The sequence below is a fragment of the Arcobacter peruensis genome (assembly GCF_003711085.1).
Classification (GTDB): domain Bacteria; phylum Campylobacterota; class Campylobacteria; order Campylobacterales; family Arcobacteraceae; genus Poseidonibacter; species Poseidonibacter parvus.
This window is the reverse complement of the sequence record NZ_CP032363.1, coordinates 1661571-1685411: the sequence shown is the minus strand read 5'-3', so window position 1 is coordinate 1685411 and position 23841 is coordinate 1661571. Positions and strand designations below refer to the sequence as shown.

General features: G+C 27.7%; 27 protein-coding genes. 19 read left to right on the top strand and 8 right to left on the bottom strand.

The features are described 5' to 3' along the window. Positions 1–20: 20 nt before the first annotated feature. From D3Z07_RS08460 to D3Z07_RS08445, 4 genes are all read right to left on the bottom strand, one after another. A complete protein-coding gene (locus tag D3Z07_RS08460) occupies positions 21–989 on the bottom strand; it encodes a hypothetical protein (protein WP_122893614.1) in 969 nt (322 codons plus the stop codon). Continuing rightward, a complete protein-coding gene (locus tag D3Z07_RS08455) occupies positions 986–1654 on the bottom strand; it encodes an ABC transporter ATP-binding protein (protein ID WP_122893613.1) in 669 nt (222 codons plus the stop codon). Before D3Z07_RS08455 ends, D3Z07_RS08460 begins: the two co-directional genes overlap by 4 nt. Further along, positions 1651–2829 carry an ABC transporter permease gene (locus D3Z07_RS08450; protein WP_122893612.1) on the bottom strand — a complete coding sequence of 393 codons (1179 nt, stop codon included), beginning with the start codon at positions 2827–2829 and terminating at the stop codon, positions 1651–1653. Before D3Z07_RS08450 ends, D3Z07_RS08455 begins: the two co-directional genes overlap by 4 nt. 325 nt (positions 2830–3154) lie before the next feature. After that, positions 3155–3502, bottom strand: coding sequence for a nucleotide pyrophosphohydrolase (locus D3Z07_RS08445; RefSeq protein ID WP_122893611.1), 348 nt, complete (start codon positions 3500–3502; stop codon positions 3155–3157). A gap of 109 nt (positions 3503–3611) precedes the next feature. Here D3Z07_RS08445 and dksA point away from each other — a divergent pair, with 109 nt between their 5' ends. Continuing rightward, a complete protein-coding gene (gene dksA, locus D3Z07_RS08440; protein WP_076083467.1) occupies positions 3612–3971 on the top strand; it encodes an RNA polymerase-binding protein DksA in 360 nt (119 codons plus the stop codon). Between the two features lie 24 nt (positions 3972–3995). On the opposite strand, the gene D3Z07_RS08435 is transcribed toward dksA, so the two are convergent. Continuing rightward, positions 3996–4979 (bottom strand): PQQ-binding-like beta-propeller repeat protein, encoded by a 984-nt coding sequence (locus D3Z07_RS08435; RefSeq protein WP_122893610.1) that lies wholly within the window; start codon positions 4977–4979, stop codon positions 3996–3998. 9 nt (positions 4980–4988) lie between these two features. Beyond that, positions 4989–5570 (bottom strand): hypothetical protein, encoded by a 582-nt coding sequence (locus D3Z07_RS08430; RefSeq protein WP_122893609.1) that lies wholly within the window; start codon positions 5568–5570, stop codon positions 4989–4991. 114 nt (positions 5571–5684) lie between these two features. Here D3Z07_RS08430 and D3Z07_RS08425 point away from each other — a divergent pair, with 114 nt between their 5' ends. The 9 genes from D3Z07_RS08425 (at position 5685) to argS (ending at position 12974) form a co-directional block, all read left to right on the top strand. Beyond that, positions 5685–6971: a S41 family peptidase gene (locus tag D3Z07_RS08425; protein ID WP_122893608.1), complete on the top strand. Its 1287-nt coding sequence runs from the start codon at positions 5685–5687 to the stop codon at positions 6969–6971. Positions 6972–6983: 12 nt separating this feature from the next. Further along, positions 6984–7937 (top strand): phosphoribosylaminoimidazolesuccinocarboxamide synthase, encoded by a 954-nt coding sequence (locus D3Z07_RS08420; RefSeq protein WP_122893607.1) that lies wholly within the window; start codon positions 6984–6986, stop codon positions 7935–7937. Between the two features lie 62 nt (positions 7938–7999). Continuing rightward, positions 8000–8245 (top strand): phosphoribosylformylglycinamidine synthase subunit PurS, encoded by a 246-nt coding sequence (gene purS / locus D3Z07_RS08415; protein WP_076083480.1) that lies wholly within the window; start codon positions 8000–8002, stop codon positions 8243–8245. A 1-nt stretch (position 8246) separates the two neighbouring features. After that, complete coding sequence (purQ, locus tag D3Z07_RS08410; protein ID WP_076083483.1) at positions 8247–8918, top strand: phosphoribosylformylglycinamidine synthase I; 672 nt, start codon at positions 8247–8249, stop codon at positions 8916–8918. Between the two features lie 42 nt (positions 8919–8960). Continuing rightward, complete coding sequence (locus tag D3Z07_RS08405; protein WP_122893606.1) at positions 8961–10031, top strand: hypothetical protein; 1071 nt, start codon at positions 8961–8963, stop codon at positions 10029–10031. Then, the gene (locus D3Z07_RS08400) at positions 10018–10704 is read left to right on the top strand and encodes a lysophospholipid acyltransferase family protein (RefSeq protein WP_076083489.1); all 687 of its coding nucleotides are present in this window, start codon (positions 10018–10020) and stop codon (positions 10702–10704) included. Before D3Z07_RS08405 ends, D3Z07_RS08400 begins: the two co-directional genes overlap by 14 nt. Then, a complete protein-coding gene (locus D3Z07_RS08395) occupies positions 10694–11080 on the top strand; it encodes a fluoride efflux transporter FluC (RefSeq protein ID WP_076083491.1) in 387 nt (128 codons plus the stop codon). Before D3Z07_RS08400 ends, D3Z07_RS08395 begins: the two co-directional genes overlap by 11 nt. Positions 11081–11143: 63 nt before the next feature. Continuing rightward, on the top strand, positions 11144–11374 hold the full coding sequence (tatA, locus tag D3Z07_RS08390) for a twin-arginine translocase TatA/TatE family subunit (RefSeq protein ID WP_076083494.1): 231 nt from the start codon (positions 11144–11146) through the stop codon (positions 11372–11374). Between the two features lie 10 nt (positions 11375–11384). Next, positions 11385–12974 (top strand): arginine--tRNA ligase, encoded by a 1590-nt coding sequence (argS, locus tag D3Z07_RS08385; RefSeq protein ID WP_122893605.1) that lies wholly within the window; start codon positions 11385–11387, stop codon positions 12972–12974. A gap of 158 nt (positions 12975–13132) precedes the next feature. Here argS and rsfS read toward each other — a convergent pair whose 3' ends face one another. Together rsfS and nadD are read right to left on the bottom strand one after the other, a co-directional pair. Then, positions 13133–13459, bottom strand: a complete 327-nt coding sequence (gene rsfS, locus D3Z07_RS08380) for a ribosome silencing factor (protein WP_083657055.1) — start codon at positions 13457–13459, stop codon at positions 13133–13135. A gap of 3 nt (positions 13460–13462) precedes the next feature. Beyond that, complete coding sequence (nadD, locus tag D3Z07_RS08375; protein ID WP_122893604.1) at positions 13463–14011, bottom strand: nicotinate (nicotinamide) nucleotide adenylyltransferase; 549 nt, start codon at positions 14009–14011, stop codon at positions 13463–13465. A gap of 88 nt (positions 14012–14099) precedes the next feature. On the opposite strand from nadD, the gene gap reads away from it, so the two are divergent. From gap to D3Z07_RS08330, 9 genes are all read left to right on the top strand, one after another. Next, positions 14100–15095 (top strand): type I glyceraldehyde-3-phosphate dehydrogenase, encoded by a 996-nt coding sequence (gene gap, locus D3Z07_RS08370; RefSeq protein WP_122893603.1) that lies wholly within the window; start codon positions 14100–14102, stop codon positions 15093–15095. A gap of 39 nt (positions 15096–15134) precedes the next feature. Next, positions 15135–16331 (top strand): phosphoglycerate kinase, encoded by a 1197-nt coding sequence (locus tag D3Z07_RS08365; RefSeq protein ID WP_122893602.1) that lies wholly within the window; start codon positions 15135–15137, stop codon positions 16329–16331. Positions 16332–16333: 2 nt separating this feature from the next. Then, on the top strand, positions 16334–17044 hold the full coding sequence (locus D3Z07_RS08360; RefSeq protein WP_076083506.1) for a triose-phosphate isomerase: 711 nt from the start codon (positions 16334–16336) through the stop codon (positions 17042–17044). Then, complete coding sequence (gene fabI, locus D3Z07_RS08355) at positions 17045–17869, top strand: enoyl-ACP reductase FabI (protein WP_122893601.1); 825 nt, start codon at positions 17045–17047, stop codon at positions 17867–17869. A 240-nt stretch (positions 17870–18109) separates the two neighbouring features. Then, positions 18110–19318, top strand: a complete 1209-nt coding sequence (lysA, locus tag D3Z07_RS08350) for a diaminopimelate decarboxylase (RefSeq protein ID WP_122893600.1) — start codon at positions 18110–18112, stop codon at positions 19316–19318. A gap of 21 nt (positions 19319–19339) precedes the next feature. Continuing rightward, entirely contained in the window at positions 19340–20407 is a 1068-nt protein-coding gene (pheA, locus tag D3Z07_RS08345; RefSeq protein ID WP_122893599.1) for a chorismate mutase, read from the top strand. A gap of 26 nt (positions 20408–20433) precedes the next feature. Continuing rightward, positions 20434–21540, top strand: coding sequence for a histidinol-phosphate transaminase (gene hisC / locus D3Z07_RS08340; RefSeq protein WP_122893598.1), 1107 nt, complete (start codon positions 20434–20436; stop codon positions 21538–21540). 14 nt (positions 21541–21554) lie between these two features. Then, positions 21555–23360: a 1-deoxy-D-xylulose-5-phosphate synthase gene (gene dxs, locus D3Z07_RS08335; RefSeq protein ID WP_122893597.1), complete on the top strand. Its 1806-nt coding sequence runs from the start codon at positions 21555–21557 to the stop codon at positions 23358–23360. Continuing rightward, entirely contained in the window at positions 23361–23828 is a 468-nt protein-coding gene (locus D3Z07_RS08330; protein WP_122893596.1) for a hypothetical protein, read from the top strand. The last annotated feature ends 13 nt before the right edge of the window (positions 23829–23841 follow it).

Here is a 23841-nt window from a genome sequence, read left to right as displayed (position 1 = left end):
TGAATTATAAAGTTTATATTTTATAAAAAAACTCCATTTACTAAATAGTATTTTAGAACATAAAAAGTACAAATAAATACGAATAAAGCATTAAAAATAAGTGAATATTTTAAAGTATAATCAAGCGATCTATTTACTATTAGTTTTAAGCTAGAAAAAGCAAATGCAAAAAATGTTCCTAAAAACAGTGTTCCCCATATAAAATAGCCAATATAAGAATACTCTCTTTGAAGCATACAAAATGGACATTGATGTGTTGGAAGCTGATAAATATATGTTCCAAAAAAGTAAGTAACTGCATAATAAGAAATATATAAAAATAGTATATTTATAATTATATTTAAATAGATATTTTTTTGAAGATTAACAAAAACACTTAAAAAATAAAGCAAGTAAAAAATCACTAAAAGCATTGGTGTACTTAAATTAAATGGAATTTGACCACCCGTTGAACTTGCTCCAAAAATCACAGAACAACATAAAACAGGCTCTTTTGTAGATATGTTTGTTAAATACAAAATATCAAGGCCTAGCTCAATAATTACAAGTGCAAAAATAAAAATAAAAAACCAAAATTTTTTCTTTGTATAAGGATAGGTTTTTTCTTTTAAATCTAAGCTATTTAAAATCATCCAAATACCTATAAAAAACAATAAAAAGACTTTAAAAATAAATAAAGGCTGACCATATTCATTTGCATCAATAACTCCAGCAGCACACATAGCTCCAGGAACTATATGGGATAAAAGATCAATACTATAAGCAAAATAGGGCATTAAAAATATTTTAATAAACATTGTAAAAGTAATGATTAAAATCACTAAATACGAACGTTTTTCTAGCTTATATTGTGTTTGTGTAGTTTTTGAATAATCCCACTTTTTTATAATAAATAAAGCGTAAAAAAAAGAAATAGCAAGTAAAATAAAAAGTATTACTTGCGTGAATAAAAATACGATAATTTCATTTGATAAAAGTACATTATTCAAACTATTTCTCCATCTTTTATATTTATTACTTCATCAACAAAATCAAGATTTTCAAAAATTGGATCATGAGTTGCAATAATAATTGTTTTATCTAAAGTTTTTAGTTTTCTCATTGCTTCTATAAACTTTAAAGAATTGTCTTTGTCTAAGTTTGCAGTTGGTTCATCACAAAGTATAATATCAGGATTATTTACCAAAGCTCTTGCAATTGCAACTCTTTGTTTCTCTCCTCCTGAAAGGTTTGAAACGGTTTCATTTTTCTTATGTTCAATATTTGCAAGATTTAATGCAATACTTACTTTTTCATTGATTTGTTTTTGCGTAAAGCCTAAAGGAATTAAAGGTATTGAAACATTTTGTATTACATCAAGTTCATTAAAAAGATTATATGATTGAAAAATAAAACCTAAATTTGTTGCTCTATAAGAAGATGCGTGTAAATCAGGTAGTTTTGCAATACTATCATCATTTACAATAATATCACCACTTGAAGGCTTAGAAAGTGTTCCTAAAATTGAAAGTAGAGTTGATTTTCCACTTCCACTAACTCCTTTTAAAATAACACAAGAAGATGTTTGAATTTGAAGATTAATATCTTTTAATGCATGAAACTGCTTTTTTGTATTTTCATTAAATATCTTATTTAGTTTATTTACTTGTATCATTTCATACTCTCTTGTGCATCTATAACTGCAATTTTCCAAACAGGAATTAAAACAGCAGATATAAAAGGAATTATAAAAAATATAAATAGTGTAATAATATTTGAAATAGAAATATTAGGAGTAAAGCTTACCTCATTTTGTATGTTCTGGAATCCTAAAAATATATTACTTAATATTGGTGCATTTAAAAAATAAACAAAAATATAAGCTAAAATAATTCCAATAATAAAAGAAATAAAAGCAACAATAAAAGTCTCAGATATTTTTAATTTTATAATATCTTTTATACTCCAACCAACTGCTTTTAAAATACCTATTTCTTTTTTATCAGATGAACTTATCATTGTATATCTTTGATATAAAATTAATACAAAAGTAATCATTACGATTATAAAAAGTATTAAAAACATTCCACCTTTATAGTTATATAAGTTCTCATAAGCTTTTTTGATATCTTCTTTTTGAATAACTCTAATATCTAAATGCTGTAAAATCAACTCAACTTCCACATTTGGTCTTTCTAAATCATTTGGAACATTTAATATAATATCACTTGATTCATCTTCATTTATATTTAGTATCTCTTTTGCAAGTGAAATATCCATAATAATTAAATCATTTGCTATTAAGTTTGCCTCTTTTGGTAAGTCTTTAAAAATAGCTACTTTTTTTATAGATCTATCATAAAGTTTAAAAGAATAGCTATCTGAATAATAAAGTTCATCTAAAGTTTTTCTAACGCCATTTCCTATAATCATAGAATCTTTATCTAGAAATTTTGATACATCAAGTATTGAAAGAAGTTTTTTGATGTTTTTATTAGCTGACTCTTCAAATAAATCAATACCAACAATTGTAAAGTATTTTTGTGAAGGTTCAAAATAGTATTGACCATAAACTCTTTGTTGTATATTTTTAATTCCATTTATAGAAGAAAAATCATCAATCCAAGAGTTTGGAATATTAATTACTCTTCCTTGATTCATTCTTTGAACTACAAAATCACTTTGTGAATCTAGCGTTGAAAATACCTCTTTTTGAATAGATGAAGAGATAAAAAGTACTGATGAAATTAAAAATACAATAAGAATTGAGATTAAAGAAATTGCAATATGTTTTGATTTATGTTTATAAATTAATAAAAATAAAAAGTTAAAAAAAGTACTAGTTTTCATATATAAAATCCGAATAATTAATTTTCTTTTGTTCAGGATAAAAAGTGTGTGAATAATCTTTATAAGTTTTTATTCTTGGCTCATAAATTGAGTTTGAATAAGAAATTCCTGGAAGCAAAGTTATTGAAGAAATAGTCTTACTAAAGATTATATTATCATTACTTGTTTTTGAGTCTATGAATATAAAAAAAATAAAAATAGATAATAATATAGTAATAATAAAAGTAAAACTTTTAGATAAAGTAGTGATATAAAACTCCTCTTAACAATAAATGCTATTTTAGCTTTAATTAATTAAATAAGTGTTAAATATTTTTATTTAGCTTTACTCTTTTTTACCATACTCAATTTTATTTCCATTCTCGTCTATTAGCGGATATTTCTTTTCATTTAAAAGCATTTTTTCATTTATTGCATCTTCTAAATTTATATCTAGTTTCATACAAATTCTTATTAAATAAATAGCAATATCTGCTATTTCTTGTTTTGCATGTTCATGTTTTTTATCTGTTAGATTTGAGGCTTGCTCAAAACTTAGCCATTGAAATATTTCAAGTAACTCTGATGCTTCAACACTTAAAGCCATAGATAGATTTTTTGGATTGTGAAACTCTTCCCATTGTCTGTCATTTGAAAATGCTAATATCTTTTCTTTGATTTTTTCTATATTCATGAACTCATCCTTTTTCTTTGTATGTGCCTATTTTTAGTTATTATAAGGCCTCTTATATTATATATATATTAAAAAGTATATAATTATAATAATACTAAGGAGAACATTAATGCCAAATAGACAGCAAATTAATGAATTAAAAGATACATTAATTTTAAGAAAAGAAACTATCTTAAATAATATAAACGGTAGTAGAGCAAATATTGATCAATTAAAAGATCAAGAAATAAAGGATGATTTGGACTATGCTGAATTAGTAAGTGACTCTTTTACAGAAGGAATGATTGCTAATCATCAATTAGATGAGTTAAAACAAATTGAAGAAGCAATTAAAAAAATTGATGATGGCTCTTATGGAACTTGTGCGATGTGTTCTGTAACTATTCCTATTGGAAGATTAAAAGCTAAACCTTTTGCAAAGTTTTGTACTGAGTGTAGAACTGTTTATGAAAATGAGCAAATGAAGTAAAACTATTAGGAAATCCTAATAGTTTTATGGAAGTGTAATTTCTCTAGAATCTGTATAAATTTTATTTCCAATAACAATCAATCTTTCTTCATTATCAAAATTAAAATCATATACTCTATCTTTTGTAAAATCATTACTAACATTTATTATAAAGCTTTGTGATTCAATTGCATACAAAGAATCAGTAAATGCAAGTGCATGAATCTTCGAATATTTATATTTTTTGCTAGCAACTTCTTTTAATGCTAAGTCTAACTTGATTAATCTACCATCAATCGTAGCTAAATAAATATTTTTCCCATTAACAATAATATCTCTTAATTCATAATCTTTAGACAAGATATTTTTTGTAGAAATTGTTACAACTTTATTCGCAGTTGCAGCAATTAAAGTTTGCTCATCTTGAATTACTTGTAAGAAAATAATATTGTTAAATTGACTATCTAAATCAACTGAAATATTTTTTACAGATTCATTTGTTTTAGATGAAATAATTACTACTTTTCCATTTAAAGTTGGAAATAATACTAAGTTACCCATAAAGTGTGGGTTTGCAATTCTTGTATCATTTGCTAAAGAAATTGGTAAATACTCTTTAAACAATGTTTTTTTAGTATCTAAATCAAATAACTCAATTGAATTATTTGCATAAACTAGTGCTAGTTTATTATCTTTAAGTGATGCAGCAACTACAATACTTTCAACATCTAATTCTTCATTTCCAATTAGTAGTTTATCTTTGTAGTTTGTAGATAATACTTTTCCTGTATTACTAACATTTAAAAATTGAAATTTTTCAGGTAATTTAAATTTAGAAACACCATCTCTTGTAATGATAGTACCATCTTCTAAAGTAGCACCCTCTCTATTCATAGAAATAATTGGTGCTTGAAGAGATGATTCTTCTACTGTTAAAGAACTTTTTACATCTTCAGGTTCAAAATATTTCTTACTTCCACAAGCTGTTAATAAAAATAATGCTGCTACTAAAATAAAAAGATGCTTCATAATGGTTCCTTATTTTGTTAATAAATAGTGTTGTAATAAGCTTGCTAACTCAGAAGCTTTTGATGAATTCTGAATTAATTTAAGCGCAACTTTTGCTTCTTGATATTTTCCTTCATTAACTAAAATTAGTGCTTTATTAAATATTGCAAACTCTTTTAATAAAAAATCATTTTGCATAGATAAAGTATTTAATGAACTAACATCACTACTTGATAGTGCTTTTTGATATTGAGTTAATTCTTTTAAGTAAGTAATATCAGTATCAGGATATTTACCTTCTTTTTTAGCTTGTAAATATAAAGCTACTTCATAAAGTTTTTTATTCGATTCTTTTAAAGTATTAAGAGCTTCTTTATCACTTGGATCTGCAATCACTTTATCAAAAGCTATATTTGCAGCGATTGAATTTTGTTCATCATTATAATTTTTTACACTTATTGCTACAACTGCAATGATTAAAATTGTAACAAGCCCTATAATTAATGCTTTGAATTTTTTGAAAAATCTTTCAACTTTTACAGTACCTTCTAGGAATTTCTCTTCGCTGTTTAATTCTTCTTTTACGAAATCAACATTTTCTTTCATACTCATTTTTATAAACCTTTTTTAAAACTAGATGATATATTACAAAAAAGTTTATAAAACCTTACTTTTATAAATTTTTTTGTATAATTTATCTTTATAAATTTAAAAGGTTATATACATATGAAGAAATTATTATTAGCTTCATCTCTAGCATTATTATTAACTCAATCAGTTTTTGCAAAAGAAGAAGTATCTGAAAAAACAAGATTCGAATCACTATCAAAATTAACAAAAGTAATTGGTACTGTTGAAAAATATTATGTAGATGATATAGAATTAGAAGAAATTGTAAATAAATCTCTAAAAGGTCTTATGCAAGAGCTTGATGCACATTCAAGTTTTCTAGATGCTAAATCTTCAAAAGAGATGAGTATACAAACAAAAGGTGAATTTGGTGGATTAGGTATTACTGTTGGTATGAGAGATGGTGCATTAACTGTTATCTCACCAATTGATGATACTCCAGCTTTTGAAGCAGGCATAAAAGCATCTGATATTATTTTAAAAATTGATGATAAATCAACTTTAAATATGACTTTAGACGAAGCTGTATCATTAATGAGAGGAAAACCTAAAACAGATATCTTACTTACAGTTGTTAGAAAAGGTGAAAACAAACCTGTAAAAATAACTATTACAAGAGATATTATTAAAATTCAATCAGTATTTTCTAAAACTTTTGAAAAAGAAGACTTATTATATTTAAGAGTTACAAGTTTCGATAGAAAAGTTGTTGAAGGTTTAGAAAAAGCAATTAAAGATAATCCAAAAGTAAAAGGTTTAGTTCTTGATTTAAGAAATAATCCTGGTGGACTTCTTTCTCAAGCAATAGGTGTAGTTGATCTTTTTGTTGATGAAGGTGTAATTGTTTCTCAAAAAGGACGAAAAGCTGAAGATGAAGAAAAATTTGAAGCATCTGCATCAAATACTATTTCAAGACTTCCAATGGTTGTTTTAGTAAATGGTGGTTCTGCTTCGGCTTCTGAAATTGTAAGTGGAGCATTACAAGATCATAAAAGAGCAATTGTAATTGGAGAAAAAACATTTGGAAAAGGTTCTGTTCAAGCAATCTTACCAATTACAGAAGATAGAACAGAGACTATTAAACTTACAATTGCAAAATATTATCTTCCAAGTGGAAGAACAATTCAAGCAGTTGGTGTTACTCCAGATATTCTTGCATATGCAGGAAAAGCAACTCAAGATGAAAGTTCTGAGTTTAAAATAAAAGAAGCAGACTTAAAAAAACACTTAGAAAGTGAATTAGAAAAAGTTGATGAAAAAGTAAAAAAAGAAGAAGAAAATAAAAAAGATAAAAAAATCATTACAAGTGAAGATGTTTTAAATGATAATCAATTAAATACATCTATTGGAATTTTAAAATCTTTAATTATAATTAATAAATAAGTAGGAGAACGAATGAACATAAGTGAGATTATCGAGCTTGGTCTTTGGCCACAGTCAAAGAAAACAACTTCGGAAAAAGGTATTTCTGAATTAGAAGAATTAGGTTATAACTTATTTTATATAGGTAAAAATGCAGACCTTTATACATGTCCTGGAAAAGATGCAAAAGTATTATTAGTAAGAAGTGATAGATGTTCAGTTTTTGATATTCCATTAAATCTTGAAATTGAAGGAAAAGGAGTTTCTCAAACTGCTATTTCAAATTCTGGAGCAGAATTTGCAAGACAAGCAGGTATTAGAACTGCTATTTTAGAAGAACAAGTTGACCAAAGTTTAAGTGTAGCTCCTAGATGTCAATTAATGGAATTATGTAAGCCTTTAGAAGCTGAAATTGATGGTGAAGTAGTACAGTTTGAATTTATTTTTAGAAATTATTTAACTGGTTCTTTATATGAAGCTTGTCAAAATGGAAATGACCCTTATGGTTTAGAATTATCAAACGATTTAAAACAATGGCACAAATTTGAAACACCAATTTTTACACCAACAACTAAAGGTGTTAAAGATATTCCTTTAAATACTGCAAAAGTTAGAGAGGTTTTCCCTGAAATTATTTCTAGTTTAGAAAAACTATTTAAAGATTTCACACAATTTGCATTAGATAATGGAATTGTTATTGTAGATACAAAATTTGAAGCTTTTATAAATGCAAAAGGTGAGTGGATTTTAGGTGATGAAATTTTAACTCCTGAAAGTTCAAGATTTATTGCTTCTGAAGATTTTGATAAGGGTGAGTTTATTTCAATGGATAAACAAATCTTAAGAGATTTTGGAAAAGAGAACAACTGGAAAGAAAAGTCAAAGACTTTAAAAGCTGGTGAAAAACTAGAAGTTGAAGTTCCAGATTCAATTAAAAATACTATTTTAGCTGGATACAGTAGAATTCATACAAGTTTAAGTAAGTAATAAAAAACTGCTATAAGACAGTTTTAGATATAATCGCAAAATATAAATTAAAAAGGTAACAAATGAAAGCAATTGTAAACGTAGCATTAAAACAAGGTGTACTTGATGACCAAGGTAAAGCAACTCATCATGCATTAGATACTTTAGGATTTAAAGAAACTGTAAAAGATGTAAGAATTGGTAAGCAAATTATCATTGAACTTAACTCTTCAAATGAAGCAGATGCTAAAGCAGAAGTTGTAAAGATGTGTGAAAAACTTCTTGCAAATACTGTTATTGAAGATTATGACATCGAAATAGTAGGTTAATATGAAAGTTTCAGTATTACAATTTCCAGGGACAAATTGTGAGTATGATACACAATATGCTTTTGAAAAATTAGGTGCACAAGTTGAAATTGTTTGGCATAAAGAAAAAAAGATACCTGAAGATACAGATTTACTAGTAATTCCTGGTGGGTTTTCATATGGAGATTATTTAAGATCTGGTGCAATTGCTAGATTTGCTACTATTATGGATTCTGTTCAAGCTTATGCTGCAAAAGGTGGTAAAATTTTAGGAATTTGTAATGGTTTTCAAATTTTACTAGAAGCTGGATTATTACCTGGAGCTATGAAAAGAAATGATTCTTTACATTTTATTTCGAAATTTCATAATTTAAAAGTTATAAACAATGATAATACATTTCTTTCACTTTTAAAAGATGATCAAGTTTTAAATATTCCTGTAGCTCATCATGATGGAAATTACTTTATTGATGAAGCAGGTTTAAAAGAATTAGAACAAAATAATCAAATTTTATTGAAATATTGTGATGAAAATGGAACAGCTGAAAATATTAATGGTTCTGTTTCAAATATTGCAGGTATTTGTAATAAAGAAAAAAATGTATTTGGTTTAATGCCTCATCCAGAGCGAGCAATGGAAGAATTACTTGGTGGAGATGATGGAATTAGAATGCTTAAAGGTTTTTTACAATAAGAGTATAGCTTCGGCTATATACTTATTGATAAAAAGCAAATTATGAAAAAAATACTATCTCTAATAATTTTAGTAAATATTTTATTATCAGTAAATTTATTTGCTGCAAAGAATCTATATGTTTCTTATAAAGAAATACCTAAAAAAGTATACAAAAATCAAAAATTCCAAATCAAATTAAAAGCTTTAATTACTACTAAAAACTTCGATTATATTACAACATCTTTTTCTAATTCTAAAAATATAAAAGTATTAAATCCAAAAAGTAAGTGGGTAAATACATCAGGTGCAAACTATGAAACAAATTTCTTTTTCAAAGTAGGTACGGGAAGTTTTAAATTACCAAGATTTTCAGTAAAGTTAATTAAAAATGGAAATGTTATAGAAACTACAAATTTAGGTGGTAGAAATATAACTTATTCAGATATTGCCACTGATGATGAAAGGTTTTCTAATATAATTGCAAAAGACTTTAAACTAAAAGCTTATAAAACTAAGCAATATAACAATAAAGAATCTTTAACAATAATAGATGTAGATGCTCTTAATTCAAATCTTGAAGATTTTAAAATTAAAGGAATAGAAGAACAAGGTACTTCTGAATTAAATGATAATTATCCTAATCAAAATTTAATTTATTATCTAGTTCTTCCTATACATAAGAAAAAAATAGAGTTTAATTATTATAATACAGCAACAAAAAGTTTTGTTACTGTTACAGTTCCTTTAATTTTACAAAACGAATTAGTTAGTACTCAAACAGATTTAAATCCTAATGATTCAAGTTTTGAGAAATACAAAAAAATGGCATTAGTTGTTATATTAGTTTTATTCATAATTCTTTATATTTGGAAAAGAAATAAAATATATTTAATAATTTCAATTATTTTACTAATAATCTCAGTAATTTATTTAATGCCAAATAGAACAGGTATTGTAAAAAAAGATTCATATATCTATATCTTACCTACTGATAAATCTACAATTTTCTTTCAGTTAAAAAATGAAGAAAAAGTTGAAGTTTTAAATAAAAAAAGAGAATTTATAAAAGTAATGGGAATTAAGAATAAGTTTATTGGATGGATAAAGGAAGAAAATCTTGGCAAGAATTAGAGGAATAATACTTTTAATACAGTTTACAATAACAGTTGCAATAACAGTTTTAGCAATGTACTTATTTAGAAATCATACACATAAAGTTATAAAACTTTGGATGAAAATTCAGATTAAACTTTTAGGTATAAAAATTCAAACTGTAGGAAAAATTGATGAATCATGTGATTTAGTTTTGATGAACCATCAATCTTTATTAGACATTATTGTAATGGAGTATATTCACAACAGAGATTTAGCTTGGGTTGCAAAAAAAGAAATTGCAGATTTATTCTTTTTTGGACATATTATAAAAGCTCCTCGAATGATATCTATTGATAGAGAAAATAAAGCTGGAATTATGCACTTATTTAAAGAAGTAAAAGACAGACTAGAAAAGAAAAGACCAATTGCAATGTTTCCAGAAGGTACAAGATCAGATGGAACAAAAATGCTTAAGTTTAAAGCAGGTGCAAAAATGGTTGGTAATAAATTTAAATTAAAAGTACAACCAGTTGTTATGTTAAATACTAGAAATATAGTAGATTCAAAGAAATTAACGGCCACACCAGGAACTGTAAAAATTATATATTTAGATCCAATTCAAGCAGACAAATCAACTTCGTGGTTTGAAGATACAGAAATAAAAATGAATGAAGTATTTGAGCAAGAGATAAAAAGTTATGTCTCTTAGTTGGCAAACTATCTTAGCAATTGGAGCAGGAGGTTTCCTTGGTGCAATAGCTCGTGCTTATAGTGTTCATTTGTCAAATAAATATATTCCTTTAGATATTCCTCTTGGAATATTAATTGTAAATGTTATTGGTTCTTTTATAATAGGAATACTTTTTGCTTATTTTGCAAATATTGCAGTTTCTGATACTCTAAAAGCCTTTTTAACTACAGGATTTCTTGGAGCTCTTACTACATATTCAACTTTTGCTATTGAATCATACTTACTATTTGGAACATCAATATATTTAGCAATTACAAATATAGTTTTAAATGTTTTTGGAACAATTATTGCTGCTGGTTCTGGTTATAAAATAGTTCAATTCTTCTTTAAATAAATCACAAAAAAATTTTAAGCATTAAAAAGTTATAATAAGTCCAAATTAACATAAGGATTAGTCATGGGAATGCCTGGCGGAATGGAATGGATATTAATAGCTTTAGTAGTACTACTACTATTTGGAGGTAAAAAAATACCTGAATTAGCTAAAGGTCTAGGTTCTGGAATTAAAAACTTCAAAAAAGCTGTAAAAGATGATGAAGAAAATGAAGTTGCTGAAAACAAAAATGATGAAATCGAAAAAAAAGCTGAAGCTAAAGTAGAAGACAAAAACGAAACTAAATCAGTATAAGAGTAGATAATTGCAAAATTTAGTAAAAGAATACATTGAAAGTATATTAGAAACTAGCGTTGTTCTTGAGAAACCAAAAGATGTGTCTTTTGGTCATTATGCAACTCCTGTTGCATTCTCACTTGCCAAAGAATTAAGAAAATCTCCAATGATTATTGCAAATGATTTAGCCTTAAAATTTGAAAACTCAACTATGTTTGAAAAAGTGGAAGCAGTAAAAGGTTTTATAAACTTTAAACTTTCAGCTTCATTTTTACAAGAATTAGTTGATACTTCTTTAAAAAGTGGAAATGAATTTGCAAAAGAAGAAACAAAAAAAGAAAAAATTCTTTTAGAGTATGTTTCAGCAAACCCAACTGGTCCTCTTCACATAGGTCATGCACGTGGTGCAATTCAAGGTGATACAATTGCACGTGTTGGAAGACACTTAGGTTTTGATATTACAACTGAATACTATGTAAATGATGCAGGTTCTCAAATGGATATGCTAGGACTTTCTATTGCTTTAGCTGCTAGAGAATTTATCTTTAAAGAAGAAGTACAATACCCTGAAACTTATTATAGAGGTGAATACTTAGAAGAAATTGCGCCAGCAGTAATTGAAAAATTTGGAGCTGATGCACTAAGAGATGAATCTAGATATAAAGAAATTGCATTTTTCGCAAAAGATTTAGTTATGGATATTATCACAAGTGATTTAAAAGATTTAGGTATTGAGTTTGACACTTTTGTATCTGAAAAATCACTTTATTCTTCTTGGGATGAAACAAGAAAAGTATTAGAAAATAATGATTCACTTTATACTAAAGATGAAAAGGTTTGGATTCGTTCAACTAATATTGGTGATGATGTAGATAGAGTTGTTGTAAGAGATAATGGAGTTCCAACTTATCTTGCTGGTGACATTATTTACCATAAAAATAAATATGATAGAGGTTTTGACGAATATATTAATATTTGGGGAGCTGATCATCATGGTTATATCAAAAGAGTTAAAGCTGCAATTGAGTTTTTAGGAAATGATTCTTCTAAACTTGAGGTACTTTTATCTCAAATGGTTTCACTTTTAAAAGGTGGAGAACCCTACAAAATGTCTAAACGTGCTGGTAATGTCATTTTAATGTCTGATATTACAAAAGAGATTGGTTCAGATGCTTTAAGATTTGTATTTTTAACTAAAAAAAGTGATACTCATTTAGAATTTGATTTAGATAGATTAACTAATCAAGATAGTTCAAACCCAATTTTTTATATTAATTATGCTCATGCAAGAATTAATCAAGTATTTAAAAAAGCAGAATTAACTTTTGATGATATTAAAGATGAAAGTTTTGAAAACTTAAATCAAGATGGATTAAATTTAATTTATGAATCTCTATTATTAGGTTCAGTTCTAAATGAAGCCTTTGCAAAAAGAGAAATGCAAAAAATTACTGAATATTTAACTTCACTAGCAGCATCTGTTCACAAGTTCTATAATGACCATAAGGTTGTAGGAAGTGCTGAACAGAATATGTATCTAAAAGCATTAAGTATGTCAGCTTTAAGTATTAGAGTTGGTTTAAATTTACTAGGAATAAAAGCTAAGGATAAAATGTAATGAAATGGTTTTTAATTATATTAGCAGTTGTTGTAGCAATTGCAATTTATACAGGTAATATGGGTGGCGCAAAAGATGCGGCTGGTAATTATAATAAAATCTTGAGACCTGCAAATTAAATTTTAGTTAAAAAAGAGAGAAGTTACTTCTCTTTTTTTTTAGTATTCTTCTTTATTGTCTAATTTACTTAGGAAATCTTCCATAGTATATTTAGCTCTATATTCTTCACTCATTAAGTGAATAAACATATCACCTAAATCGATAACTGTCCAGTTATCATCTTCATTTACTCTTAAGAATTCTTCACCCATTGGCTTTAATTCTTCTTTTAAGTAATTTAACAATGCAAATGCATGTTTTGAGTTTAATGTAGTTGCAATAACAACATAATCAACAATGTAATCTTTTGATGTTAAATCAATAACATCAATATTTTCTGCTTTTTTTTCATCTAAAAGCGCTTTAATAGTTTCTAGTCTATTCAAGAATTAACCTTTTTTATTTCTTTGAAGATTTATTATATCTTCTTTTATTTGTATAGGTATAAAGTTTAAATCAATTTTATCTCTAAGCTTAGTAGAACTAATATCAATATTAACTTTTAAGTTTTTAAACTTTGTAAAATTATTATCAATAAAACCACTTCTTGAAGCAACAACAAAATCAACTAAAGATTTGAGTTCTTCAATTCCCTGCCATTTATTTAAATCTTTTACATTATCAGCACCAATAATTAAATAAATATTTGATGGTTTATATAAGTTTTTTAAATATTTGATAGTTTCAATTGAGTAAACAGCTCTTTTTTGTTTTACTTCATAATCACAAATTTCTACTTTAGAAGTCTTAGAAAAAACTTTTCTTAAAAGTTGTTCTCTAATATTTGGTTCGTAATTAAAGCTATTTTTAAAAGGGTTTAAATATGTAGGAACTACAATTAATTTATCAATATTAAGTTCTTTTAATGCCTCATTTACAATCGCTTCATGAGCTATATGTACGGGGTCAAAACTACCACCAAATACTGCAAGTCGCACCTAAATCATACCTTTATTATATACTTAAATAATATTATAGCAACTTTTGGATAAAATATCTACCAATTAAGATTTATAAAGGGAAAATATGGCTGTTAAAGTTGCAATTAATGGATTAGGAAGAATTGGAAGATGTGTAGCAAAGATAGTTGCTTCAAGAAATGATGTTGAATTAGTAGCAGTAAATGCTAGTGGTAGTGAAGATATGATTCAATATAACCTAAGATATGACACAGTTCATGGAAATAACCAAGATATAAAAGTTGAAGATGGTTTTATTACTATTGGAAATGATAAAGCTAAATTATTGGCAGAGCGTGATCCTGCTAAATTAGATTTTGCTTCTTATGGTGCAGACGTTGTTCTAGAATGTACTGGTGCTTTTTTAACTCAAGAAGCATGTCAAGCATATGTTGATAATGGTGTTAAAAAAGTTGTAATGAGCGCACCTGCAAAAGATGATACTCCAACGTTTGTAATGGGTGCAAATGAAGAGAAATATGAAGGTCAATCAATTGTTTCAAATGCTTCTTGTACTACAAATGGTTTAGCTCCAGTTGCTAAGGTTCTTGATGATACTTACGGAATTGAAAAAGGTTTAATGACTACAATTCATTCATACACTTCATCTCAACCAATTTTAGATGCAAAAGATAAAAAAGATCCAAGAAAAGGAAGAGCAGGAGCTACTAACTTAATTCCAGCATCAACAGGTGCAGCAAAAGCAATTGGAAAAGTTATGCCACATTTAAATGGAAAACTTAACGGTCAAGCAATTAGAGTTCCAACTCCAAATGTATCAATGGTTGATTTAACAGTTACACTTAAAAAAGATACAACACTTGAAGAAGTACAAGCTGCATTTACAAATGCATCAACTGGAAACTTAAAAGGAATTTTAGGAATAGATACAGAAGGAAGAGTAAGTTCTGATTTCAATGGTGAAACTTTATCAACTGTAGTTCCACTTGATACAATTCAAGTAATTGAAAATAATATGGTAAAAGTTCTTTCATGGTATGACAATGAGTGGGGTTACTCTACAAGACTTGTAGACATGGGTGTACACGTAGCAAATAACTAATAATCAACTAATTAGAAATTTTAATAAAGGCAAAAATATATGAAATTACAAGAACTTAAAAATATTGATATCTCCGGTAAAAGAGTATTTATTAGATGTGACTTTAACGTACCAATGGATGAGTATAATAACATCACTGATGATAGAAGAATTAGATCAGCTTTAAATACAATTAGATATTGTATAGATAACGATTGTTCAATTATCTTAGCATCACATTTTGGTAGACCAAAAGAAAAATTTGACCCTGAATTTTCATTAAAACCTGTTGCAAAAAGATTACATACACTTTTAAAACAAGATATTAAAATGGCTGAGCACATAGTAAGACAAGAAACTTTAGATCTTGCAAAAACTCTTAAATCAGGTGAAATATTATTATTAGAAAACCTTAGATATAACGATGGTGAAAAAGAAAATGACCCTGTTTTTGCCGAAAAATTAGCTTCAATGGCTGATGTATTTATTAATGATGCTTTTGGTGTATCTCATAGAGCACATGCTTCTGTTGAAGGTATTGCTAAGCATTTCGATATTGAACATAAAGCAGCAGGTTTCTTACTTGCAAAAGAGATTAAATTTTTCCATCACATTGTACATGAACCTAAGCGTCCTTTTGTTTCTATTGTTGGTGGTTCAAAAGTATCTGGAAAACTTGAAGCATTATATAATTTAGTTCCAAAAGTTGATAAGATCTTAATTGGTGGAGGAATGGCCTTTACATTCTTAAAAGCACTTGGACATGAAGTTGGTAATTCATTAGTTGAAGAAGATTTAATTCCTGAAGCACTTAGAATTATGGAAGAAGCAAAAAAATTAGGTGTTAAACTTTATTTACCTGTAGATGTAGTTGCAGCTGAAGCTTTTGATTCAGAAGCAATTGCAAAACATGTAACAGTTCAAGAAATACCAAAAAATTGGATGGGACTTGATATTGGACCAGCAACTGCTCAGTTATTCTCTCTTGCCTTAAGAGATGCAAATACTATTTTATGGAATGGACCAATGGGTGTTTATGAAATGGACAAATTTGCAAAAGGTAGTACAAAAGTATCACATGCAGTTGCGTCTTCTTTTGCTACAACTGTTGTTGGTGGTGGTGATACAGCTGACTTAGTTAGAGTAACAGGTGATGAAGATGAAATGACATTTATTTCAACTGGTGGTGGAGCTTCTTTAGAATTAATTGAAGGAAAAATTCTTCCAGGTGTTAAAGCACTTCTAATAGAGGAATAAAAATGGCAATTATTGCTTCGAATTTTAAAACAAACCATACAAGAAAATCAACAGCTGATTTTATAAATAATGTAAATGATTTTTTAAATACAAATAGTATTAGTGAAGATGTATATGTTTTCCCAACAGCAACTTCTCTTGATACATTTGCTACTGTTTCAAATTTAACACTAGGAGCTCAAAATGCTTATGCAACAGCAAATGGCTCATTTACAGGTGAAATAGGAACAGAACAATTAGATGAATTTGGAATTAAAACAATTCTAATAGGTCACAGTGAAAGAAGACATGTTCTTAATGAATCTCAAGAAGAAATTGCAAAAAAATTCAGCTTTTACAGCGAGCTTGGATACAAAGTAATTTATTGTATTGGTGAACCTTTAGAGGTAAAAGAACAAGGTTTAGAGCAAACTTTAGAGTATATTTATGAGCAATTTGTAGGAATTGATACAAATTATGAAAATTTAATCTTAGCTTATGAACCTGTTTGGGCAATAGGAACTGGGGTTACTGCTACAAATGAAGATATAAAATCTGTTCATTCTGCAATTAAAGCAAGAATTGCAAAACCACTTTTATATGGTGGAAGTGTTAAAGTAGCAAATGTTCGTGAAATCTGTTCTTTAGATGGTGTTGATGGAGCATTAATTGGAACTGCTTCTTGGAAAGTTGAAGATTTTAAACAAATTATTGAAAATACAAAGGATTTATAGATGTTTATGAAGGGTAAAAAAGGGGTAATTCTAGGAGTTGCTAATAACAAATCAATTGCTTACGGAATTGCAAAAGCTTGTGCAGATCAAGGTGCACAAATTGCTTTTACTTATTTAAATGATTCTTTAAAGAAAAGAGTTGAACCAATCGCGAGCGAATTTGGAAGTGAAAATTTAGTATATCCTTGTGATGTATCAAATCCTGATGAAATTAAAGCTTTAAAAGAATCTTTAGAAAAAGATATGGGTCAAATTGATTTTATTGTTCATTCAATTGCTTTTGCTCCAAAAGATGGTTTAACTGGAAGATTTTATGATATTCCAAAAGCGTCTTTTGATATTGCTATGGATGTTTCTGTATATTCATTAATTGAAGTAGTTCGAGAACTTAAACCAATTATGAGTGATAATTGTTCTGTGTTAACTCTGTCTTATTATGGTGGAGTTAAATATATTCCAAACTATAATTTAATGGGAGTTGCAAAAGCAGCTTTAGAAATGACTACAAAATACTTAGCTGAAGATTTAGGAAAAGATGGAATTAGAGTAAATGCTATTTCAGCAGGTCCAATTAAAACTCTAGCAGCAGCTGGAATTGGTGAGTTTAGATTTATGCTTAAATGGAATGAAGCTCACTCACCACTTAAAAAGAATGTAACAACAACTGAAGTTGGAAACTCTGGTATGTACTTACTTTCTGATTTAAGCTCAGCAGTAACGGGTGAAATTCATTATGTTGATTGTGGATTTAATATTATGGGAATGCCTGCAACTTCATTTGATGAAAATGGAAAACAACAAATTGCATGGAATGGTGAAAATTAAATATAAAGTATAAGCTTTAGCACAATACCTGCGTTGTCTAGGAAATTCAAAACAATCACATACTTTAGTATGCTCTTGCTTTGAATTTTCTCTCCGCCTTGGTCTTGTACAAAATCTTACACTTTCTAATATTTATTTCAAACAGAAGAAAAGAAGAAATTTTAATTTAGAATTCTAAAAATTCTAAATTAAAATTTTAATAAATAGAAAATGAATAAAGAAATAGGAAAGTTATAAAAAATGAATATAGATTTTAAAGAATTAGCAAATAAATACCAAACACCATATTATGTATATGATTTTGATCATATAACAACTCAGTATGAATCTTTAAAAGGTGCTTTTAAAGCAAGAAAATCACTAATAGCATACGCAGTTAAAGCAAACTCGAACCTTTCAGTTATTAAACATTTAGCTCAACTTGGTGCTGGTGCTGATTGTGTATCAATTGGTGAAGTTAAACGTGCATTAAAAGTAGGTATCGTTCCTTATAAAATCATTTTCTCAGGTGTTGGAAAAATTGATTCTGAAATTAAAGAAGCTTTAGAATTAGATATTTTAATGATAAATGTTGAAAGTGCAGCTGAATTAAATAGAGTTGAAACAATTGCTAAAGAGCTTGACAAAAAAGCTAGAATTTCAATTAGAGTAAATCCAAATATTGACCCACAAACACATCCATATATTTCAACAGGATTACATGAAAACAAGTTTGGTGTTGATATTGATACTGCAAAAAGAATGTATATTCAATGTAAAAACTCTGATAACTTAGACCCAGTTGGAATTCACTGTCATATTGGGTCTCAATTAACTGAACTTACGCCAATTAAAGAATCTGTTAAAATAGTTGCAGATTTAGTAAGAAATTTAAGTGCTTTAAATATTGATTTATCATTTATTGATATTGGTGGTGGTTTAGGTATTGTTTACGATGATGAAGTTTTAATTGATGTAAATGATTATGCTCAAAGTGTATTAGAAACTATGTTTGGTTTAGATATTACTATCGTATGTGAACCAGGTAGGTCATTAGTTGGAAATTCAGGTGCTTTTGTAAGTAAAGTGTTATATGAAAAAGTAAATGGTTCTAAAAGATTTGTTATTGTTGATGGGGCTATGAATGATTTAATTAGACCAGCACTTTATAACGCAAGCCATAAAGTTGAAGTATTAAATGACAATAAAGAGTTCACAGATTGTAACTTAGTTGGTCCAATTTGTGAAAGTGGAGATTTCTTCGCTAAAAATATTGAATTACCACAAACACAACATAATGATTTAGTTGTTTTATATTCTGCTGGTGCATACTGTTTTACAATGGCTAGTAATTATAACACTAGAGGAAAAGTTGCAGAAATTGCAATAGAAGATGGGAAAGATAGATTAATTAGAAAAAGAGAAACTTTTGAAGATATTATTGCTTTAGAAGAAGAGTTTATAAAATAGTCATTATCAAAAAGGATTAGAATGAATGAAGTAGGATTAGACGCTTTAAGAGATAAACTTGATAATATTGATAATGAATTATTAAAATTAATCAATGAAAGAATGGAAATTGTTCATCAAGTAGGAGTTGTAAAAGCTCATAGTGGTGGTGCAATTTACAGACCTGAGAGAGAAAAAGCTATTATTGATAGGTTAGAAAGTCTTAATACTGGTAAATTAAATAGAGCAGCAATTGAAGCACTATTTTTAGAAATATTTGCAATTTCAAGAAATCTTGAGTTACCAGAAAATGTAGCTTATTTAGGACCTGAAGGGTCTTTTACTCATCAAGCAGCTGAAGCTAGATTTGGAGCTATGAGTTCATATGTTTCTATTTCATCAATCAAGGGAATCTTTAGAGAAGTTGATACTAAAAAAGCAAGATTTGGTGTAGTTCCTATTGAAAACTCTTCAAATGGAATAGTAACAGATACAATCAATTGTTTAAATACATACAATTTAAAAATTATTGCAGAAGTAGTTCTTGATATTCACCATACTTTAGCTTCTACTTGTGATAAAATTGAAGATATAAAAAGAATATATTCAAAAGATATTGCTTTTGAACAATGTAGAAAATTTCTTTCAAATTTTGGTTTAGATGAAGTTGAGCATATACCAATTGAATCAACAACTAAAGCTGCAAAAATTGCAGTAAATGAACCAGGTAGTGCTGCTATTTGTCCTCATGTTGGTGCAAAATTACATAACCTACCAATATTATTTGAAAATATTGAAGATAAAGACAATAATAAAACTAGATTTTTTATAATTAGCGATTTTGAAAATGGACAAAGTGGAAATGATAAAACATCTATCTTGGTTACACTTTCTGATAAACAAGGTGCATTAGTTGAATTTTTAACTGATTTTAATAAAGTAAATATTAATCTAACTAAAATCAAATCACACATTGTAGAAGGAAATTCAATTTTCTTTATTGATTTTGATGGTCATAAAGATGATGAAAATGTAAAAAAAGTATTATCAAAATATGATGGGAATGTTAAGATTTTAGGATCTTATGTAAAAGAAATAAACGATATTTAATAGAATATATAAATATAGGAAAATAAATGAATTTTAATAAAGTATTAGACAATGTTTCAATTTATGAAGCTGGGAAACCAATTGAATTAGTTGTACGTGAATATGGAATAAACCCTAAAGATATTATTAAACTAGCATCAAATGAAAACCCTTATGGAACATCTCCAAAGGTTACAAAAAAGATACAAGAAATTGCAGGAAATATGTTTGTATATCCTGATGATTCTATGTATGAATTAAAAGATGCTCTTAGCAACAAATTTGAAGTAAAACCTTCAAATGTAATTGTTGGATCAGGAAGTGACCAAATTTTAGAGTTTTGTGTTCATGCAAAATGTGATAAAGACTCAAAAGTTTTAATGAGTAAAACTACATTTGCAATGTATGAAATTTATGCAAAGCAAACTGGCTCAAGTGTTATTAAAACAGTAGACGATGAACATAATTTAGAACAATTTTCTGCTATGTATAAAGAGCATGGGGCTGATATTATTTTCCTTTGTTTACCTAATAATCCATTAGGTGAATGTTTAGATAAAGATGATGTTTATACATTTTTAGAAACAATAGATAAAGATACATTAGTAGTAGTTGATGGTGCTTATCAAGAGTATGCATCTTTTAAAGATGAAAAGAAAAGAATTAATCCAAAAGATTTAATTAATACTTTTCCTAATTGTATTTATTTAGGAACATTTTCAAAAGCATATGCACTTGGTGGAATGAGGGTAGGTTATGGAATTGCTCAAGAAGATATTATAAAAACTTTATACAAACTTCGAGCACCCTTTAATATTACTACTTTAACACTAGCAGCTGCTATTGAAGCTCTTAAAGATGAAGAGTTTGTAGATAAATGTATTGCTTTAAACTTTGAAGAGATGAAAAGATATGAAGAATATGCAGAACAAAAAGGTTTTGATTACATTGATTCATATACTAACTTTATAACACTAAAATTTGGAGATTTATTCTCATCTAAAGAAGTTGCACAAAACCTACTAGAACTTGGAGTAATTGTTCGAGATTTAACAGGTTATGGTGTAAATGCAATTAGGATTACTATAGGTTCAAAAGAACAAAATACAAAAGTATTTGAAATCTTAGATGAAGTACTAGAAAAATTAAAATAGTATCTGGAAATAATATGAATATAAAAGATAAATCACTAGAAGAATTAGAACAAGTTTCACAAGATATTAGAGATAGAATTATTGATGTAGTATCAAGAAAAGGTGGACATTTCTCTTCTACTTTAGGAGCAGTTGAATTAACTGTTGGGATGCATAAGGTTTTTGATGCATTTAGTGATCCTTTTATATTTGATGTTTCTCACCAATGTTATCCTCATAAACTGTTAACAAATAGATGGGATGAGTTTGAGACAATAAGACAATTTGGAGGAATGAGCGGTTTTACAAAACCTAATGAATCTGATGCTGATTACTTTATTGCAGGACATAGTTCAACTTCAATTTCTCTTGCTGTTGGAGCTGCAAAATCTATTAAACTTAAAAATGAAGACAGAATCCCCGTTGTAATGATTGGAGATGGTTCAATGACAGCTGGTATGGTTTATGAAGCTTTAAATGAACTAGGAGATATTAAACTACCTGTTGTAATTATTTTAAATGATAATGAAATGTCAATTGCTAAACCAATTGGAGCAATATCAAAACATCTTTCAAAACTTCTTGCAGGTAAAACTTACCAAGGCTTTAAAGGTAGAGTTGATAATTTTATTAAAAATAATATGCCAGAAGGTACTACATATATAGCAAAAAGAATGGAAGAAGCTATGAAGCTTATTACTCCTGGAATTTTGTTTGAAGAAATGGGTATTGATTATATAGGTCCAATTGATGGGCATAATTTAGAAGAAGTAATTGATACTTTAGAGCTTGCAAAAAATATGGGGAAACCTGTAATTGTTCACGCAAGAACTGTAAAAGGTAAGGGTTATGAAATAGCAGAAGGTCAACATGAACATTGGCATGGAGTAGGTCCTTTTAATATAAACGATGGCGCTTTTATTAAAAAACCTGCACCTAAAGCTGCAACTGCTGTTTTTGCAGATGCTTTATCAAGTCTTGCATGTAAACATGAAAATGTTGTAGGAGTTACTGCTGCAATGCCAAGTGGTACAGGTATAAATAAACTTATGGAAAAATTCCCAACAAGATTTTGGGATGTAGCAATTGCTGAGCAACATGCAGTTACATCAATGGCTGCAATGGCAAAAGAAGGTTTTAAACCTTTTATTACTATTTATTCTACTTTTCTTCAAAGAGGTTTTGATCAAATAATTCATGATGTTTGTTTAATGGATTTACCAGTTGTATTTGCAATAGATAGAGCAGGAATTGTAGGGAATGATGGAGAAACACATCAAGGTGCTTTTGATATTTCTTACTTAAGATTTATTCCAAATATGATTGTTTTTGCTCCAAGAGATAATGAAACTCTAGAAGAGGGATTAGCCTTTGCTTATACTCTAAAAAGTCCTAGTGCAATAAGATATCCAAGAGGAGCTTTTACTCCTGTTGATTTCCCTGTTATCCCTTTTGAATTAGGAAAAGCCCAAGTTTTAAAAGAAGGTAAAAGTAATAAGCTATTTATTGGTTATGGTGCAGCAGTAGGACGTGCCTGTGAAACTGAGAAACTTCATGATGAAGATATTACAATTGTAGATTTAAGATTTGTTAAACCACTTGATGTTGAGTGTTTAAAACAATTAGCAAATAAATATGATGATTGGTATGTTTTTTCTGATTCACAAAAACAAGGTGGAGTAGGAAGTGCAATTTTAGAATTTCTAAATGAAGAAAATATTCAAAATATAAAAGTAACTTCTTTTGAATATAAAGATGATTTCATAGATCATGGGGATACTAAAATAGTTGAAGAAAGTTTAGGATTATTACCTTCTCAACTAGTTACAAAAATAAAATAAATGAATGATAAATTAAGTGAGTTATTAAATAAAGATACAAATAATGAACTTTTAGAATATATTAAAAATGCATTAGATAAAAGCGATGAATCACCTTTTTGGAAAGAGAAAATTCTTCCTTTTGTAGATGCAATTCTTTCTGTTTTATTCCCTCTTAAAGAACAAAATCTTCTTTTCACACCTGAAGGAAAAATAGAAAAAGTATTAAACCAAGATTTATTTTATAAATGGACTGATTTAATATCACTAAGAACACTAGCTTTTACTTTAGAAATTAGTAATGAAAAAAACTCACTTTGTAGAACGTCTTATAAAGATGTTAATTATTCAAAAATAGATTTAGAAAAATTAGGAAAGTATCTAAGTTCGTATAAAGTAAATCTTATAGATGAGGATAATTTAGATTTTCCTGTAGGTAATTATAATTTACATACAGGAATGGTAACTATTATCAAGTCTCTTTTTTAAAGCTTTTTATCGT

Bases quoted from the DNA above. Each gene is read 5' to 3' on its own strand.
- purS (WP_076083480.1), top strand. From the start codon at position 8,000: ATGAAAGCAATTGTAAACGTAGCATTAAAACAAGGTGTACTTGATGAC.
- gap (WP_122893603.1), top strand. From the start codon at position 14,100: ATGGCTGTTAAAGTTGCAATTAATGGATTAGGAAGAATTGGAAGATGT.
- D3Z07_RS08405 (WP_122893606.1), top strand. From the start codon at position 8,961: ATGAAAAAAATACTATCTCTAATAATTTTAGTAAATATTTTATTATCA.
- fabI (WP_122893601.1), top strand. From the start codon at position 17,045: ATGTTTATGAAGGGTAAAAAAGGGGTAATTCTAGGAGTTGCTAATAAC.
- D3Z07_RS08455 (WP_122893613.1), bottom strand. From the start codon at position 1,654: ATGATACAAGTAAATAAACTAAATAAGATATTTAATGAAAATACAAAA.
- D3Z07_RS08435 (WP_122893610.1), bottom strand. From the start codon at position 4,979: ATGAAGCATCTTTTTATTTTAGTAGCAGCATTATTTTTATTAACAGCT.
- lysA (WP_122893600.1), top strand. From the start codon at position 18,110: ATGAATATAGATTTTAAAGAATTAGCAAATAAATACCAAACACCATAT.
- hisC (WP_122893598.1), top strand. From the start codon at position 20,434: ATGAATTTTAATAAAGTATTAGACAATGTTTCAATTTATGAAGCTGGG.
- D3Z07_RS08420 (WP_122893607.1), top strand. From the start codon at position 6,984: ATGAACATAAGTGAGATTATCGAGCTTGGTCTTTGGCCACAGTCAAAG.
- pheA (WP_122893599.1), top strand. From the start codon at position 19,340: ATGAATGAAGTAGGATTAGACGCTTTAAGAGATAAACTTGATAATATT.
- D3Z07_RS08330 (WP_122893596.1), top strand. From the start codon at position 23,361: ATGAATGATAAATTAAGTGAGTTATTAAATAAAGATACAAATAATGAA.
- D3Z07_RS08425 (WP_122893608.1), top strand. From the start codon at position 5,685: ATGAAGAAATTATTATTAGCTTCATCTCTAGCATTATTATTAACTCAA.
- D3Z07_RS08445 (WP_122893611.1), bottom strand. From the start codon at position 3,502: ATGAATATAGAAAAAATCAAAGAAAAGATATTAGCATTTTCAAATGAC.
- purQ (WP_076083483.1), top strand. From the start codon at position 8,247: ATGAAAGTTTCAGTATTACAATTTCCAGGGACAAATTGTGAGTATGAT.
- dksA (WP_076083467.1), top strand. From the start codon at position 3,612: ATGCCAAATAGACAGCAAATTAATGAATTAAAAGATACATTAATTTTA.
- D3Z07_RS08430 (WP_122893609.1), bottom strand. From the start codon at position 5,570: ATGAGTATGAAAGAAAATGTTGATTTCGTAAAAGAAGAATTAAACAGC.
- tatA (WP_076083494.1), top strand. From the start codon at position 11,144: ATGGGAATGCCTGGCGGAATGGAATGGATATTAATAGCTTTAGTAGTA.
- D3Z07_RS08395 (WP_076083491.1), top strand. From the start codon at position 10,694: ATGTCTCTTAGTTGGCAAACTATCTTAGCAATTGGAGCAGGAGGTTTC.
- D3Z07_RS08360 (WP_076083506.1), top strand. From the start codon at position 16,334: ATGGCAATTATTGCTTCGAATTTTAAAACAAACCATACAAGAAAATCA.
- D3Z07_RS08365 (WP_122893602.1), top strand. From the start codon at position 15,135: ATGAAATTACAAGAACTTAAAAATATTGATATCTCCGGTAAAAGAGTA.
- dxs (WP_122893597.1), top strand. From the start codon at position 21,555: ATGAATATAAAAGATAAATCACTAGAAGAATTAGAACAAGTTTCACAA.
- D3Z07_RS08450 (WP_122893612.1), bottom strand. From the start codon at position 2,829: ATGAAAACTAGTACTTTTTTTAACTTTTTATTTTTATTAATTTATAAA.